General features: G+C 30.9%; 14 protein-coding genes, 1 tRNA gene and 1 pseudogene. 5 read left to right on the forward strand and 11 right to left on the reverse strand.

Features of this window, described 5'->3' with window-relative positions:
- Window positions 1-16: 16 nt before the first annotated feature.
- From DG508_RS05165 to DG508_RS05180, 4 genes are all read right to left on the reverse strand, one after another.
- Entirely contained in the window at window positions 17-526 is a 510-nt protein-coding gene (locus tag DG508_RS05165; RefSeq protein ID WP_108867105.1) for a DUF6702 family protein, read from the reverse strand.
- Between the two features lie 144 nt (window positions 527-670).
- Window positions 671-1,363, reverse strand: coding sequence for a hypothetical protein (locus DG508_RS05170; protein WP_108867106.1), 693 nt, complete (start codon window positions 1,361-1,363; stop codon window positions 671-673).
- A 174-nt stretch (window positions 1,364-1,537) separates the two neighbouring features.
- Entirely contained in the window at window positions 1,538-2,293 is a 756-nt protein-coding gene (locus DG508_RS05175; protein WP_108867107.1) for a peptidase associated/transthyretin-like domain-containing protein, read from the reverse strand.
- A 76-nt stretch (window positions 2,294-2,369) separates the two neighbouring features.
- Window positions 2,370-3,161 carry a carboxypeptidase-like regulatory domain-containing protein gene (locus DG508_RS05180; RefSeq protein ID WP_108867108.1) on the reverse strand — a complete coding sequence of 264 codons (792 nt, stop codon included), beginning with the start codon at window positions 3,159-3,161 and terminating at the stop codon, window positions 2,370-2,372.
- Window positions 3,162-3,264: 103 nt separating this feature from the next.
- Here DG508_RS05180 and pepE point away from each other — a divergent pair, with 103 nt between their 5' ends.
- Both pepE and DG508_RS05190 read left to right on the forward strand, forming a co-directional pair.
- Window positions 3,265-3,972: a dipeptidase PepE gene (gene pepE, locus DG508_RS05185; RefSeq protein ID WP_108867109.1), complete on the forward strand. Its 708-nt coding sequence runs from the start codon at window positions 3,265-3,267 to the stop codon at window positions 3,970-3,972.
- 11 nt (window positions 3,973-3,983) lie between these two features.
- Entirely contained in the window at window positions 3,984-4,901 is a 918-nt protein-coding gene (locus DG508_RS05190; protein ID WP_108867110.1) for a glutaminase, read from the forward strand.
- Window positions 4,902-4,912: 11 nt separating this feature from the next.
- Here DG508_RS05190 and DG508_RS05195 read toward each other — a convergent pair whose 3' ends face one another.
- Genes DG508_RS05195 through DG508_RS05210 form a run of 4 tightly spaced genes read right to left on the reverse strand, consistent with a single transcriptional unit; the run spans window position 4,913 to window position 8,919 of the window.
- Window positions 4,913-6,394 carry a hypothetical protein gene (locus tag DG508_RS05195; protein ID WP_159090680.1) on the reverse strand — a complete coding sequence of 494 codons (1,482 nt, stop codon included), beginning with the start codon at window positions 6,392-6,394 and terminating at the stop codon, window positions 4,913-4,915.
- Between the two features lies 1 nt (window position 6,395).
- On the reverse strand, window positions 6,396-7,343 hold the full coding sequence (locus DG508_RS05200) for a glycosyltransferase family 2 protein (RefSeq protein ID WP_108867112.1): 948 nt from the start codon (window positions 7,341-7,343) through the stop codon (window positions 6,396-6,398).
- Between the two features lie 43 nt (window positions 7,344-7,386).
- On the reverse strand, window positions 7,387-8,334 hold the full coding sequence (locus DG508_RS05205) for a Gfo/Idh/MocA family protein (protein WP_108867123.1): 948 nt from the start codon (window positions 8,332-8,334) through the stop codon (window positions 7,387-7,389).
- Between the two features lie 9 nt (window positions 8,335-8,343).
- The gene (locus DG508_RS05210) at window positions 8,344-8,919 is read right to left on the reverse strand and encodes an acyltransferase (RefSeq protein WP_108867113.1); all 576 of its coding nucleotides are present in this window, start codon (window positions 8,917-8,919) and stop codon (window positions 8,344-8,346) included.
- Between the two features lie 505 nt (window positions 8,920-9,424).
- On the opposite strand from DG508_RS05210, the gene DG508_RS05215 reads away from it, so the two are divergent.
- Together DG508_RS05215 and DG508_RS05220 are read left to right on the forward strand one after the other, a co-directional pair.
- On the forward strand, window positions 9,425-11,389 hold the full coding sequence (locus DG508_RS05215; RefSeq protein ID WP_108867114.1) for a tetratricopeptide repeat protein: 1,965 nt from the start codon (window positions 9,425-9,427) through the stop codon (window positions 11,387-11,389).
- A 27-nt stretch (window positions 11,390-11,416) separates the two neighbouring features.
- Entirely contained in the window at window positions 11,417-12,517 is a 1,101-nt protein-coding gene (locus DG508_RS05220) for a glycosyltransferase family 2 protein (RefSeq protein WP_108867115.1), read from the forward strand.
- A gap of 3 nt (window positions 12,518-12,520) precedes the next feature.
- On the opposite strand, the gene DG508_RS05225 is transcribed toward DG508_RS05220, so the two are convergent.
- The 3 genes from DG508_RS05225 to DG508_RS05235 all read right to left on the reverse strand — a co-directional run bounded on the left by DG508_RS05225 (window position 12,521) and on the right by DG508_RS05235 (window position 14,411).
- Window positions 12,521-13,441: a lysylphosphatidylglycerol synthase transmembrane domain-containing protein gene (locus DG508_RS05225; protein WP_108867116.1), complete on the reverse strand. Its 921-nt coding sequence runs from the start codon at window positions 13,439-13,441 to the stop codon at window positions 12,521-12,523.
- 45 nt (window positions 13,442-13,486) lie between these two features.
- The gene (locus DG508_RS05230; RefSeq protein ID WP_159090682.1) at window positions 13,487-14,203 is read right to left on the reverse strand and encodes a class I SAM-dependent methyltransferase; all 717 of its coding nucleotides are present in this window, start codon (window positions 14,201-14,203) and stop codon (window positions 13,487-13,489) included.
- A gap of 135 nt (window positions 14,204-14,338) precedes the next feature.
- Window positions 14,339-14,411 (reverse strand) — tRNA-Gly (locus DG508_RS05235).
- A gap of 355 nt (window positions 14,412-14,766) precedes the next feature.
- On the opposite strand from DG508_RS05235, the pseudogene DG508_RS21155 reads away from it, so the two are divergent.
- Window positions 14,767-15,477, forward strand: a pseudogene (locus DG508_RS21155) (hypothetical protein); the annotation flags it as partial.

The raw sequence follows: 15,477 nt of genomic DNA on the forward strand, positions 1-15,477 counted from the left end.
TTAAAAGTTTACTGATTTATTCACTAAACTTTAACAACCCGCTGCTTTTTTCTTTCTCGAGAATAAGGCTTTTTCGCTCATTCTCTTTTTTAACATGTACTATATTTTGCTGTTCTTCAAAGACATCCATCAAAATCTGGTTTGTTATTTTTATTGCTTCTAAAGAAGTTATATTTTCTATTTCTAAATAACAAATAATGAGGTCATCTTCATATTCTTTCCCTATAAACACAAAAGAAGTTTCTTTCCCATTTACCTGAAATGTTAATTTCTGATCAAAATACATAGATAAATATTTGTCTACATCTTTACTTTCTCCATCTTTATCTAAGCTAATCGAATCACTATATCTTTCTCTTAGCAATTCTTGTATATCATCTATAAATATTCTTGAAACTATCTGTAATGATTGTTCTTGTTTATCATATTCTACTTGTGTTACACTTACATAAAATTTGTGCACAACGGCAAACGAGCTTAAAGAAATAAGGCCGATAAAAAGAAAGATTTTTATAATTCTATTCATTATTTGAAATTTGCAAAGTGTTAAATGTAATTAATTTTAATGTTATGCATTAAAAAAATATGCCAAACTTCGGATCATTAGAAATAAAGAGTTAAGATTTATTCTCATTTTAGTAAAATTTAGTTATCTCCAGAAATATATTCATTACTTGTTCACCACAAATTCTTTTCGTTTATTCGACAATATTCTTAATACAACATTGTGATTTTCTTTACTAAATTCATATTGAATAGCACTCGTCTGAATGCAGAATAATAAAAAATCATATATTTTCTCTTTAGGAAGGTTGTATACCGAGGATAAAAAATGTTTTCCATAAAAGTCCTGAATAATCTCTAAATTATTATTTTCTGCATCTAATTTTCTTGTTGTTTTTAAGGTTTTATAATATCCAGATAGATTTTTATAAGTTGCTTCAACATCTAATCGAAATCCTATACCATAAAACATAATAGCTTTATGCATTGGGATAATTTCCTCCATCTGAATTCCATCATAAACAGGTATTCCAACATCTTCAGGGCTAAACAATTCCTCAGTCTTTATCCCCTTAATATCGGTATTCAAATCACCTGACAACTGTACTCCTACAATTACTTCATCTAATTCATTAAGGTTTTCTTTTAGCATAAAACTAAATTCTTTATCGTCATACATGTTTTTATTTACTACAATAACCTTTAGATCATATTGAACAGATGAAATAACAAATACATCTCCAATAGTTCCTTCTAAAAAGAAAACCCCTTCTTTGTTTGTAATAGTAAATAGATTGGCTGTTTTATTAATTATATGAATTCCTTCTGAACTATCATTTTCTATTACTCCTTTTATCATTTTTCTTTGACAAAAAACTGAAAGAAAGAAGAAATGAAATAAAATTATAGTTACGTATTTTTTCTGCACTCATGGTTGTTAAAATTCATTATTAAAGACAAGTTATATCCAATCATGTTGCATTGGTATTATTTTTATAGTTTTTTAGAAATTAAGCTTCATAACAAAAAGTAACTAATCCAGTTCTTTGTGTTCTTTATAAGGTTTTACCTTTTTCTGAAAAAACTCTACTAATGTTAATCTTTTAGAGTTTTCCAAAAGATCAATAAAATATTCATCTTTGGCACAGTAATACATGAAATCGGTTATTAAATCTTCTGGTAATCTTAGTTCATCTACAAAGAAGGTCGTATTAAAAGTTATTTCTCCTCTTTGCACTACTGCATCAAGATCTTCTAACGCTTTGATTCTCTTTAATTTTTTTAATTTTCCGCTCAGGTAATTAATAGGCAAGTCCAATATCCCGCTTCTTGCCGTATAAATTCTTCTTTCGGCTACCGTGGGTTGGGGTTTATCACTAAATGGAAGACCTAATACTTGGTTATCAACAAAAGGATCTAACTCTACAACACCTATATCTCTGTCTATATTTCCTGTAAGTTCTATAGTACTCACCTTTACTTCTTCTAATTTTTGTACTCTGGGATGTAATACAATAGTATTTATTTCTTCTTGAAGATGATTTTGCGCTACAATAATTGTCTTTGTTTGATATTGAACAGAAGAAAAAACTATAGAATCCCCAACACTAGCAGATATTTCAAAAAAACCATTATCCTCGTTCGTTGCTCCAATTTCTTTAGTAAAATTTACAATATTAATAGCATACCCTTGAAGAGAATCTGCTACGATTTTCCCTTTCAGAAGTTCAGATTGTCCAAAACTATGTATTGAGATTATAATAAAAAGAAAACGTATAAATTTTGTCATAAAAATATAATCAGGGAATTAGTATTCCAAAAGACGATATAATTATGATAAAATTACAGTGACACTCTTGAAAGCTTTATTGCTTGTTGTGATAAAGTTTACTTTGATATGCCAAAAATTGTAAAAGATCGAGCTCTTTTCCAGATTTAAAATATTCAGAATTCAGACCTTTATTCTCTACAAAAAGGATAAAATCATTGATTTGATCTATTTCTACAGCCAAATAATCTTTAAAAAACTGATCATTATACATATCCCTTATTTTTACATCAATATCTGAGGGCTGTTTTCTTTTTTTATTTTTTTCTTTGGTAGTATAAACCAATTTAAAAAGGTTAACAAAATTTAATCCATTTATCATTCTATCTTCTAAAAACACTTTGTTTTCTAATGGAGACAATCCATCGGGCCTAAAATCATAATCAGTATCATTGATTCTAGAAGAAGTTTCTTCTGCGAGATCACCAATTCCACTTTTACTAAATCCTATTTTTTTTACATCTACTGATACATTACCAAGTAAATCATATGGGGTTACCACAACCTCTTCTAGCTGATTTACAGTCTCATTAAGAAATATATTTAATTTCTTGGTATCCATCACCCCCTTATCTATTAATACCATAAAATGTTGATATTGCATTGCTACAACCTCAATTCTATCATTTATTCCTGCTTTTATTTTAAATCCACCATCTTTATTGGTTATGGTACCTTTATTAGTACTGCGGTTAAAAACAACAACTCCTTCAACATTATCACCAATCGGGGCACTAATTTTACCTTCTATCATAACTCTAGAGGTAATTTGCGCCGTTGTTGTAGCAATTATAAAACAAACGAAAAGAACAGATAATTTTATTTTCATAGTAAACAGACTTAATTTTATTTTTTAAGATACTACATTTTTTTATTTTCACAGAAAATTTTAAACTAAGAAAACGTTAAACTACGAGATAAAAAACGCCATTATGACTAACTCTATCATTGCCAGCACTTCAACAATACATGGAAGTGAGCCATTGGCTTATCTAAAAAATACATTATTGGATCTTTATACTGATGTAGAAGAAATACTTTTTATTCCATATGCTCGCCCTAGTGGAATATCTCATGATGAATACACTATTGGTGTAAATAACATCTTTAAAAAGATTGATAAACGAATTGTTAGTATACATATGTTTTCTGATCCAATTGAAGCTCTAAAAAATGCGAAAGGCATTTATACGGGTGGTGGAAATACTTTTCTACTCGTGGATCAATTATATAGAAATGGGCTGATCACTCCTCTACAAGAAGCTATCCAATCTGGCATACCTTATCTAGGAACAAGTGCAGGGAGTAATATTTGTGGGCTTACTATGAAAACTACTAATGATATGCCTATTGTTTACCCTCCTAATTTTGCAACTTTAGGGATAGTCCCTTTTAATATCAATCCACATTATCTTGATCCAGATCCAAGTTCTACTCATAAAGGAGAAACTAGAGAAACACGAATTAAAGAGTTTCATAATCTAAACTCTCAACCTGTGGTCGGGTTACGAGAAGGAAGCTGGCTGAAAGTGTATAAAGGCCAAATTACATTGGAAGGAGAATTGACCGCAAGAATCTTTGAACAAAACAAAGAGCCTTATGAAATAGAAAGCGGCAGTTCGTTATCAGAATTACATTAAAATATAAAAAAGTGAACTATCAACAAATATTAGACACCATTGCTACAGAGTATTTATCTATGCAATCAACAGGAAAAGTAGCATCCTACATTCCTGAACTATCCAATATTGATCCTCAAAAATTTGGAATGCACTTATATTGTATTAATTCGGGTCATTACTCCTTTGGTGATAATAATGAACGGTTTTCTATACAAAGTATTTCAAAAGTTTTTGCTTTAACCAGAGCAATGCTTTTAATGAACGATACTGAATTGTTTGCCCGTGTTGATGTTGAACCTTCTGGAGATCCTTTTAATTCTCTAGTACAGCTAGAATATGAAAATGGAATTCCTAGAAACCCTTTTATAAATGCAGGGGCTTTGGTGATTAGTGATATTTTAATTTCTCAATTAGACAACCCAAAGGAGGATTTTTTAAGTTTTATTCATAGCCTCACTGGCACTACTAGTATTAATATTAATCCAAAAGTTTTTGCTTCAGAAAAAGCATATAGCCATCGTAATGCTGCTTTATTAAATCTAATGAAAGCTTTTGGAAACATCACCAATGATATTGAAACTGTTCTTGATTTCTACATTTTTCAATGTTCTATAGAAATGTCTTGCAAAGAATTATCTACTGCATTTATGATCTATGCCAATGGTGGCAAACGATTATCTGATGAGCATCAAATAGTACCTCCTCAAAAGGTAAAACGTATCAACGCAATCATGCAAACTTGCGGTTTTTATGATGAGGCTGGTGAATTTAGTTTCAGGGTAGGGCTACCAGGAAAAAGTGGAGTTGGCGGTGGTATTGTTGCTATACATCCTAATCAATATACTGTAACAGTATGGAGCCCTCCTTTGAATCCCAAAGGAAATTCTGAGCTGGGTATGTACGCACTAGAACGCCTAACTACTTTGACTGGGTTTTCTATTTTTTAAATACAAAACTATTATTTCTCTATTGAAGTTTTTACTATACTTTTTTTCTGATAGTATTTATAAGCCATCAATAAACTTATTACTAAGACAAAGTACACAAAAAGTGAATTATAAGTAGTTCCTCTTCCTGAATGTACTATTATTGAGGTAGCAGACAAGGGGAGTGAAACTACTATAAGACTAGCCCAATTCCATTCTTTATTCCTTATTAAATAATAAGCTAAAGGAAATAACAACCACCCTAGATACGACACTGGAATTGTTGTTGTCAATGTTCTAAATACCCTTTTTACTATAATCGTAACATACCACAAAGGATCTTTCTTTATATCAGAAATAACTTTATTTTTTACAACAGTTTCATAGTTTTCTAGTTCTTCGGGTTTTTTATAATACAATCTACTATCATCATAATAGTCATCTGTATAATATTTCCCAGAGTAATGAATATTCATCCCATAATCCTTATTCAAAATAGGTATCGCATAATTGTATGCCTTAATATCATTCCACTCATACCCATATTTTGAATCAAAATCCCCAAGTCCACAAAAAACTGGGTGCCAAAAATTATGACCACTTATTTTTGCTCCGTTATACACATGCCCCTTACTTAAATTAACCAATTGGCTAGTTTTTTCAAATTTTTCATTAAAATGTTGCCTAATAAATCCTTTTGTAGCATTAAAAGAAAAAATAGCAATAATGATCAAGACTATTTTAGGAACTATTTTTATATATCTAGACAACATATATAAAAACAATAAAGAGACAATAACCACAGAAATTTCATTTCTAAACTCACTAAAAAAGCCTATCAAAACTCCAGAAAAAACAGCACTAAAAATCAACTTAAAATAGTCAATTGACTTTAAAAACAACACTTTTATATTCAAGCCTAATATCATCAAAAAGGTAGAAGCCATTAGTCCAAAAATATTTTCATGAGAATACACCTCATACAAGAAAAAAGGAGTGCAATTCATTAGTATCAATAACAATAGTCCTGGTAATGGTTTTTTTATTTCCCAAAATCCATAAAACATCAACAATAAACCTATAACAAAGGTAAGAGCATTAAACAACTTAATAGAAGGATTATCTATAGATCCTTTTAGATAAGCATTAGGCATATATGCCAAAATTCTAGCATTTTCACCTAATCTTGACCAATGCGTATATTCCATAATCAAATCTTTTCCTCTCGTAGCAATCTCTTGATTTGCTCCTTCTTTTGAGTATTCTAAATCTGTATTTAATGTAGCCAAAGGAAAATTTCCAGTATAAAAATAAAAATAGGCAAACTTATATGCTTTATCTGGAGAGAATCCTGCTGCATCTACTCTAGCTTGCGTAGGTGGAAAATTTTTATAATGAGATGACACATAATATCCAGTATTCAATACGACAGTCAATATCAAAATAATTCTCAAGCCTCTTCTTCTTTTCAAAAAGACATCAAAATCACTAATCAGACCAATTAACTTATGCATACTACTCATTTTTTTGCTTTATGATATATATCGGTCTTTTCCGTATTTCTTGTATGATTTTCTCAAAGTAAAGAGACAGAATTGACAGGGTAATAAATAATATAGAGAAAGAGGCAGACATAAATATCATAATCGTATTATATCCTGATGGAGCTTCATTACCTACCATATAAACATATAAAGTATATCCTATCATTCCCAATGTAAATAGAGTAAAGATAACAGACAGTACAATACTAACTCTCAAAGGTTTATTCGAGAAAGAAAAAATGGCATTAAAAGCTAATTTTAATAAGCCTAGATAAGAATAACTACTTTCTCCATACTGCCTAGCAGGTGCAGAAAACAACAATGTTTTTTTTGAAAATCCAAGAGATTGTATAAACCCTCTTATAAATCGGTTTTGATCTCTAAAATTAGATTTTAAAATTCTCTTTATTCGTTTAGAAATTAAGAAGAAATCAGTCGAATTCTCTTCAAATTTTATAGTAGACAGCAGGTTAATAACCCTATAAAAAAATCTTGAAAATTGTTTTTTAAGATAACTACTATCCTCTCGAATCAATCGTTTCATCAATACTATATCATTCCCTTCATTAAATATTTTAATCATTTTAGGAACCTCTTCTGGAGGATGTTGCCCATCTGAATCTATACAAATAACGGCTTCTCCAGATGCAGTATCAATACCTGCAATCATAGCAGATTCATGCCCAAAGTTTTTAGAGAATTCAATTCCAATATTCTTAATATTATCTACAGAAGGTTCTTCACAAATCTCATCAATAGCTTCCTGTGTTCTATCGATACTACCATCATTTACCCATATTAACTCAAAACAAACTTGTTTTTCTTCACTTATAACCTCTTTTAATGATGTCCAAAAATGATGTATCCCATCCATCTCATTATACAGTGATATTACTATAGAGATCTTTTGTTGTTTCATTAATGGAGTATTATAAAATTAATTCAAAAAACTATTCATTTTTTTAGATTATATTCTTTACAAAAGGGTGATAATCTTCTTGCAAAGTACTAATTCCTGAATTTCTGATATCGTGAACAATTTCAATAGATTTTTTAGCATCCAAAAGCCCAAATCCTTCACCTTTCAAAATCCCTTCATAACTTCTGGTATGCAATTCTGTAAATCCAGTACTAAACTCTATCTCTTCGTTATCAATAGTAATTGATCGATATGTTCTTTTACCTTGTGCTTTTATCTCGTCAGGAATATTCTCATAATTAATTGATAAAAACCATCGCACTCTAGCTTTTTCAAATTCTAAATACCCAGACGCAGTATCATCAGTTAAGACATGAACTTTATTTCCCTTTACATCCCCAAAAACCCAAGATAGCATATCATAAAAATGAACTCCTATATTAGTAGCAATACCCCCTGATTTAGAAATATCTCCTTTCCATGACGCATGGTACCAATTTCCCCGAGAAGTTAAATATGTTAAATCAAAATCATAAATTTTATCTTTCGGTCCATTATCAACTTTTTCTTTTAAAGCAATAATACTTGGATGCAGTCGTAACTGCAAAATGGTATTTACTCTTCCTTCAGATTCTTTCTCTATCTCTACTAAATTATCAATATTCCAAGGATTTAGCACCAGTGGTTTTTCACAAATTGCACTGGCTCCTCTTCTTAATGCCATTCTGATATGAGAATCATGCAGATAATTAGGAGTACATATACTCACATAGTCCAATTGAACATTTTTTCTCCTTTTTAGCTTCTCTATATGTCTATCAAAACGTTCAAATTCAACAAAAAAGTGAGAGTTAGGAAAAAAACTATCCATAATTCCAACACTATCAAATTTATCCAACGCAGCTATTAGGTTATTACCAGTATCCTTAATCGCTTTCAAATGTCGAGGTGCTATATATCCAGCAACCCCCATTATCGCAAAATTATGTATTTTCATATTTTATATTTTAACAACAGTCTCATTTATTAGCCTGTATTTTTCTTTACTTTCAGCACATATTGCGATTCCTTCAGAATCAAAATCTAACCTATTTCCATGTTCACTCATCCATCCTATTTGCTTTGCAGGGTTACCAACTACCAAAGCATAAGGTTTCACTGTTTTTGTTATCACAGCTCCTGCTCCAATAAAAGCGTAATCTCCTATATCATGACCACAAACTATGGTCGCATTAGCACCAATAGTAGCTCCTTTCCCTACATGTGTTTTTGTATACGCTTCTCTCCTATTTACAGCACTTCTAGGATTTATAACATTGGTAAAAACACAAGAAGGCCCTAAAAACACATCATCACCACAGGTAACTCCTGTATACACAGAAACATTATTCTGAATTTTCACATTATTACCTAAAATCACTTCTGGAGAAATTACTACATTTTGCCCAATATTACATTTTGTTCCAATTTCAGAACCTGTCATAATGTGAGAGAAATGCCATATTTTGGTACCATCACCTATCTGACATCCATCATCTACAACTGCTGTCTCGTGAGCAAAAAAACTAGTATCCATTTTTATTTTTAATTATCATTAGTAATAAATACACATTCAGAAATATATTTATATCTACAATTTCTCAAATATAAAACAATTCACTTATTTCATTAATTCTTTTTAATGGTTTTAATTTCCAATATCAAGAACCAACAAGCTAGATACACAAACTATTTTTTTGAATTTTTAGTTTATTTACTATGTCTAAAAAAGTAAAATTCCTTCTTAAATATTGAAATAGTTTCTATTATAAAAAGAAGAATTATCATATTTATAACACATTACATCAACAACCACATCTTTTCTCAACCAAAGTAATCTACTGAAAGCAAAAAACTTACAACTTGTCAAATAAAAAAAGTACACTTACAAAAATCATAACTTTTTCTTAAAATTATCCTATAACAGATAACAAAAAACAACATAAAACTATTATATTTATTCCCTGTTTCAATCGTATTAATGACGTTATAAAGAACACTTAACCCTATATAACAAATACTTACAAAAACAAAACCCCCATATGTTCACGATTTTTACTTCAAAAAAAAATGAAATAAAAGTACTCATCGCAATACTTGCTATTACTTTTGTTGTATACCTAAATCACTTTGACAATCCTTTCTTTTTTGATGACACTCATACCATTTCAGAAAACGAGTCTATACGAAACCTAAGTAATTGGACTAGCTTTTTCACTAATGCAGATACTTTCAGTTCTCTTCCTGCAAATAGAGCTTATAGACCAATGATCACTTTAATGAACGCCATTGATTATTCATTTGCTGGAGGTCTAAATTCTCGCTATTACCATTATCATATCTTTTTTTGGTTTTTAGTTCTTATAGTTTTGATATATCTAATAACAAGACATCTTTATAACATAGCATTACCAAAGCACAAATATATTGGTATAACCTCTCTTTTTGCTACTGCTTGGTTTGCTCTTCATACTGCAAACGCAGAAACAATAAATTATATCTGTGCTCGATCTGATTCTTTCTCTACATTATGTATTGTCGCTTCGCTTCTACTGTATATTCACCCTATAGGCAAAAAATGGCATCTTTATTTAATTACGATGATAATTGGAATCTGGACCAAACAAACTGGAGTAATGTTTTTCCCAATTTTGTTTATTTACATTCTGCTTTTTGAAGAACACTCATTAATTTCTGATTTCAAAAAAGACACCAAAGAAAAAATCCTACGAATCATAAAACGAGTAGCTCCTGCAGCAATAATTGCTTCTTTTCTTTTTCTTTTTAATCAATATTACCTTACTCCAATATCTACAGATTCAACTAATTTTTCAGTTACACGATTTGAATATTTTAGCACACAATGGTATGTAATTATGCATTATCTAGGAAATTTCATTCTTCCTGTAAATTTAAGCGCTGATCCTGATATTACAATTATAAAACCATGGTATAGCCTAAAAACACTTTCTGGCTTGATTATAATATTAGGAATGATATTCATTATGATAAAAACTGCTTTAAAAAAAGACCAAAGACCCATTTCTTTTGGACTCGCCTGGTTTTTTATTGCATTACTACCTACAACATTAAATCCTTTATTTCAAATAGCCAATGACCATAGAATGTTTTTCCCTTTTATCGGCCTTTTTATTGCTGTTCCTTGGGGGGGATTGATGCTTATAAAAAAGTATAATGTATTTGAAAACAATAACAAAAAAAATATTCAAATAGCCTTACTCTTATCTTTAATCCTAATTGGACATGCCTATGGAACAGTACAAAGAAATAAAGTATGGGATTCTGGTGAATCACTATGGTTTGACGTAGTAACAAAAAGCCCAAAAAATGGTAGAGGCCTAATGAACTATGGATTAACCCATATGGCAAAAGGAAACTATGAAATTGCTTTAGATTATTTTAACAGAGCAATAGAGCTCACACCCAATTATTACACGCTACATATAAATCTCGCTATATTATATGGAGGCACTAATAATCACCTCAAAGCCATTGAACATTTTGAGTCCGCATTACACCTTAACTCATCATCCCCTGCACCAGAATATTATTACGCAAGATATCTTGTCAAGCAAGAAGAATTCCAAAAAGCATCAATATATCTAAATCAAGCAATAGCCAAAAGTCCAAACCACACAAAATCAAAAGAACTACTAACTCAAATTTCGGGCAATATAAAAACTCCACAGGAAGAGGTAGAAATTTTGTTAAACAAAATAAATGAAAGTTCCTCTCCCGAATTATATCTCGAATTAAGTATAAAATATTACGAAATGAAGGAATACAAAATGTCAATAACAGCATGTAAAGAAATTTTAAAAATAGATCCCAGAAATGCAGACGCTTATAACAATATGTGCGTTGCATACAATCAACTGAAACAATGGGAGCTTGGCGCCGAAGCATGTAGAAAAGCAATAACCATTAATCCAGATTTTCAGTTAGCAAAAAACAATCTAAAATGGGCTACCGATAATATCCAATAACTAATCAAAGTATAAAACCATATCCGAATGCTTAACAATAAAACCGTTGCAGTAGTTGTTCCATGTTACAATGAATCTCAACAAATCAAAATGGTACTAGACAGTATGCCATCTTTTGTAGATCGAATAGTTATTGTAGATGACGCTTCAAAAGATGACACTGTAGGAACTGTTATGAAATATCTTACCGACAACGATACAACATTGAAACTAACCTCTTCTCTAAAAGAGGAAATAACACCCAATATATATAACAGGGCTGATATCGAAGTAAGACAAAAAAGCATAGATGAAATACAAAAATTCACTCCAGCAGAAATCCTAAACAAAAACCCTGAAGGAGAAAAAACAATCGTAATCAAACACTTAGAAAACGGAGGAGTTGGTGCTGCAATTGCTACCGGATATAAATGGTGTAAAGATCATAATATAGATTGTACTGCTGTAATGGCTGGAGATGGACAAATGGATCCAGACGAACTCGAATCTATTTGCAAACCTGTAGTTGATGAAGAAATTGATTACGTAAAAGGAAATCGATTAATCCATAAAAGCGCATGGGTAATCATTCCGAGAGTTCGATTTTTAGGAAATTCTATTTTAAGCATTCTTACCAAAATAGCCTCTGGCTACTGGGGAGTTTCTGATACACAAAGTGGATACACAGCAATATCAAACAACGCCCTAAACTCTGTACCCCTATACGATATCTATAAACGATACGGAATGCCAAACGACTTATTAGTTAAACTAAACATAGCTTTCTGTACCATTAGAGAAGTCAAAATCAAACCTATATATGGAGTCGGAGAAAAATCCAAACTAAACATTATCAAAGTTTCTCTTCCGATTCTATGGCTATTGATTCGTTCTTTTTTCAAAAGACTCCAAACCAAATACTTATACAGAAGTTTCCATCCTTTATATTTACTTTACTGGACAGCCTTTATCACAGGAACAATTAACATCTATTTTTTGTATCAATTAATTTCTCATTTTTTCAGACCTGACTCTAAAACTCCTACAGATTATTTGATCATATTTATTTTCTTGACCATATCAGGGTTTCAATCATTATTATTTGCCATGTGGATGGATATTCAAGATAACGAAAGGCTATCTAAATAACATTTATTTCATGCTTTTTAAATCTTTCAATTTTATAGGAGACAGGTAAAACCAAATAGCACCAGGTATAAAAGAAATAAGCTGAAGAAGAAATATAATTAACGATAATGCAATTGCATCCTCCGCTGGTAATTTATATAATTGAAAAATCACCACAAGTGATGTTTCACGAACTCCTATTCCCAAAACAGTTATAGGTAGCAATGACAATACACCCAACACAAAAGTTCCTAGAAATAGCCCTAAGTGATCAATCTCAATATGCATTGCCCATGCCATATAGTTAAACACCCCATATATCAACACCATACTCATGCAAGTAAGCAACAAGCTCTTCCCTCCTGTTGACCACCCTAAATCATGGGCATTAAAAGCGTCCCACCAAGGCCTAATAATATTAATAATCTTTTTTCGCAACCAAAATATTCCTAAAAAAACAAACACAATAGCTAATCCCCAGAACACAATAAACCAATGATTATCAGCAAGCTTCAATAACTTAAAATTAACTTGATAATACACTAGTGCCAACGCACTAAAAAACATAAGACATAACAAATCAAAAAGTCGATCCATAACAAGGCTTGACCACCCTATTTTTTGACTTGGCAAATCATCCTTGATATATAACAGCCTTGCAAAATCACCTAATTTACCAGGAGTAATGTTTGCCAAAAAAAGCCCTATAAAAAACACTTTAAAAGCTTTAAAACCCTTAAGTGGAATCCCATAAGATATAGAAACAATTTTCCAACGCATACTTTTTAAATACAATGCTATCCACAAAATACCAATCGCAACCAATAGATGAACAAAGGAAACCTTCTTTATAGAATCAAATGTTTCTTCCCACCCAATTTTATAAATAAGCACAAAGAGTAAAATCAATCCAAAAAATTTCAACCAAACACCAAGTTTTTTCACAACACCTTTTTTTTTTCAAAAATCAAAAACACATACTCCTATTCATTACAGAAGTTTCTTTTCTTTTTTCATATCACCAATAAAAACCAAATCCCCATGAACTTTCTTACAACTATAAAACTTCATTTTCATTTCCTGTTCCAATATCCATTTATAAGGAAAAAAACGAACATGTTCATCCAAAGTATAATAATACGCTCTCTGACAAGGAACAACGACACACAACGTCTTTTTAGTAATTCTTTTTAATTCTTTAACCGCTTTTTCAAAATCAATAACATGCTCTAATGTATGAGTAGATACAACAACATCAAAAGCATTATCCTCAAAAGGTAGGTTTTCAATATTTGCCTGGAAATAATCACTATTCTCAAAATTCTTACCCCCAATAATATCACACCCTGTAGTTTTAAAACCTTTTTCATGGGCATACTCCAACAAAAAACCATTACCACACCCCACATCTATAAACGTATCTCCATCAGACACAATAGTATCAAAAACATAATCAATACATTGTTTAGACATATCCGTAAGTCTACTATTAGAAAATCGGGTATCCCTATTAGAATAAAAATCAGAAAACTCTTTATCTGTCCATTTATAAATAATAGATTTCAGGTTCATTACTGTTTTAATATTTCTCCCCTTATAAGCATAATAATAAAAAGGATACATAAAAAACTTAGAATCCCTAATAGCTGGTGGCAGCCATTCATCCATAAAATATCTAATAATATTTGTAAAACCTCTACTATTCATATACCCTAATATTTTATAGTTAAAAAATTAAATTTACAATCTTTAAAAGTAAAACTCATCATAATTCAAAAACTTCAGCATTTCGCATACAACAAAAATCAAAAAAAAAGCTCCATCTAGACGATGGAGCTTTAGAGCGGGAGACCAGGTTCGAACTGGCGACATTCAGCTTGGAAGGCTGACGCTCTACCAACTGAGCTACTCCCGCTTTTTAAATTCGATGACAAAAATATTAGATTTCTTTAGAAAACAAAACAAAATCGTAAAATATTTTTTAATCCTTTTCAATTTTAAATACTACATAAATTCCGTAAATTAGCATTACTCACTATAAAACAACGACTTAAATAAAAGAGAAATCACAACTAAAAACATGTTTTTAATCGAAAAAAAGTGCGTTTAATCGATTTTTTTTATATTTTTGTAGTTAATATTTTATTAATATATTAGCAGGCATCTATCTTTGATTGGATTAGACACCATTTAAATTGAAACAAAACGGTTACGGTTTAACCATAAAAATACTGAAGCAAAGACTTCTAACAAGGAAATCCCCAAAACCTATGAAGATAAAATTACTTCTATTTACACTAGCATTTTGTTCAGCAACTTCTTCCTTGATTGCACAGGTTAAGATTGGTGACAATCCTAATTTAATCCATAACTCTTCCATTTTAGAGTTAGAGAGCATCAATAAGGCTTTTGTCTTGACTAGAATTACAACAGCACAAATGAATGCTATAACTCCATTAAACGGAGCATTAATATATAATACAGATGACAATTGTATTTTCCAATACAATAACAATAGTTGGAATAGCCTCTGTAGTGGCAATGACAATCAAGCACTATCGTTTAATTCAACAACTAACATTTTAACTCTTGAAAATGGAGGATTCGTTGATCTCTCCTCTCTAATCAATGATTTAGATTCTAATCCTACAAACGAAATTCAAGTATTAAGTAAAAGTGGAAACACAATTACTTTATCTGATGGTGGAGGAAGTTTTAATGAAAGCATATCTACTCTTGAAGACTTAGGAGGAGGTATATTTCGATACACCTCAGAAGACAACACAATTACAATTATAGACATTAATGGTGCCGTTGGAACTACTGGCCCTACTGGATCAGCAGGCCCTACAGGCCCAACTGGTTTAACAGGTAGAACAGGATTAACAGGTAGAACAGGATTAACTGGACGTACTGGTCTTACAGGACGCACTGGCTTAACAGGGAGAACAGGATTAACTGGACGTACTGGTCTTACAGGA

Origin of the sequence: Aquimarina aquimarini (assembly GCF_900299535.1) — a bacterium.
GTDB classification, from domain to species: domain Bacteria; phylum Bacteroidota; class Bacteroidia; order Flavobacteriales; family Flavobacteriaceae; genus Aquimarina; species Aquimarina aquimarini.

Bases quoted from the DNA above. Each gene is read 5' to 3' on its own strand.
- DG508_RS05165 (WP_108867105.1), bottom strand. From the start codon at position 526: ATGAATAGAATTATAAAAATCTTTCTTTTTATCGGCCTTATTTCTTTA.
- DG508_RS05170 (WP_108867106.1), bottom strand. From the start codon at position 1,363: ATGATAAAAGGAGTAATAGAAAATGATAGTTCAGAAGGAATTCATATA.
- DG508_RS05175 (WP_108867107.1), bottom strand. From the start codon at position 2,293: ATGACAAAATTTATACGTTTTCTTTTTATTATAATCTCAATACATAGT.
- DG508_RS05180 (WP_108867108.1), bottom strand. From the start codon at position 3,161: ATGAAAATAAAATTATCTGTTCTTTTCGTTTGTTTTATAATTGCTACA.
- pepE (WP_108867109.1), top strand. From the start codon at position 3,265: ATGACTAACTCTATCATTGCCAGCACTTCAACAATACATGGAAGTGAG.
- DG508_RS05195 (WP_159090680.1), bottom strand. From the start codon at position 6,394: ATGCATAAGTTAATTGGTCTGATTAGTGATTTTGATGTCTTTTTGAAA.
- DG508_RS05200 (WP_108867112.1), bottom strand. From the start codon at position 7,343: ATGAAACAACAAAAGATCTCTATAGTAATATCACTGTATAATGAGATG.
- DG508_RS05210 (WP_108867113.1), bottom strand. From the start codon at position 8,919: ATGGATACTAGTTTTTTTGCTCACGAGACAGCAGTTGTAGATGATGGA.
- DG508_RS05215 (WP_108867114.1), top strand. From the start codon at position 9,425: ATGTTCACGATTTTTACTTCAAAAAAAAATGAAATAAAAGTACTCATC.
- DG508_RS05220 (WP_108867115.1), top strand. From the start codon at position 11,417: ATGCTTAACAATAAAACCGTTGCAGTAGTTGTTCCATGTTACAATGAA.
- DG508_RS05230 (WP_159090682.1), bottom strand. From the start codon at position 14,203: ATGAATAGTAGAGGTTTTACAAATATTATTAGATATTTTATGGATGAA.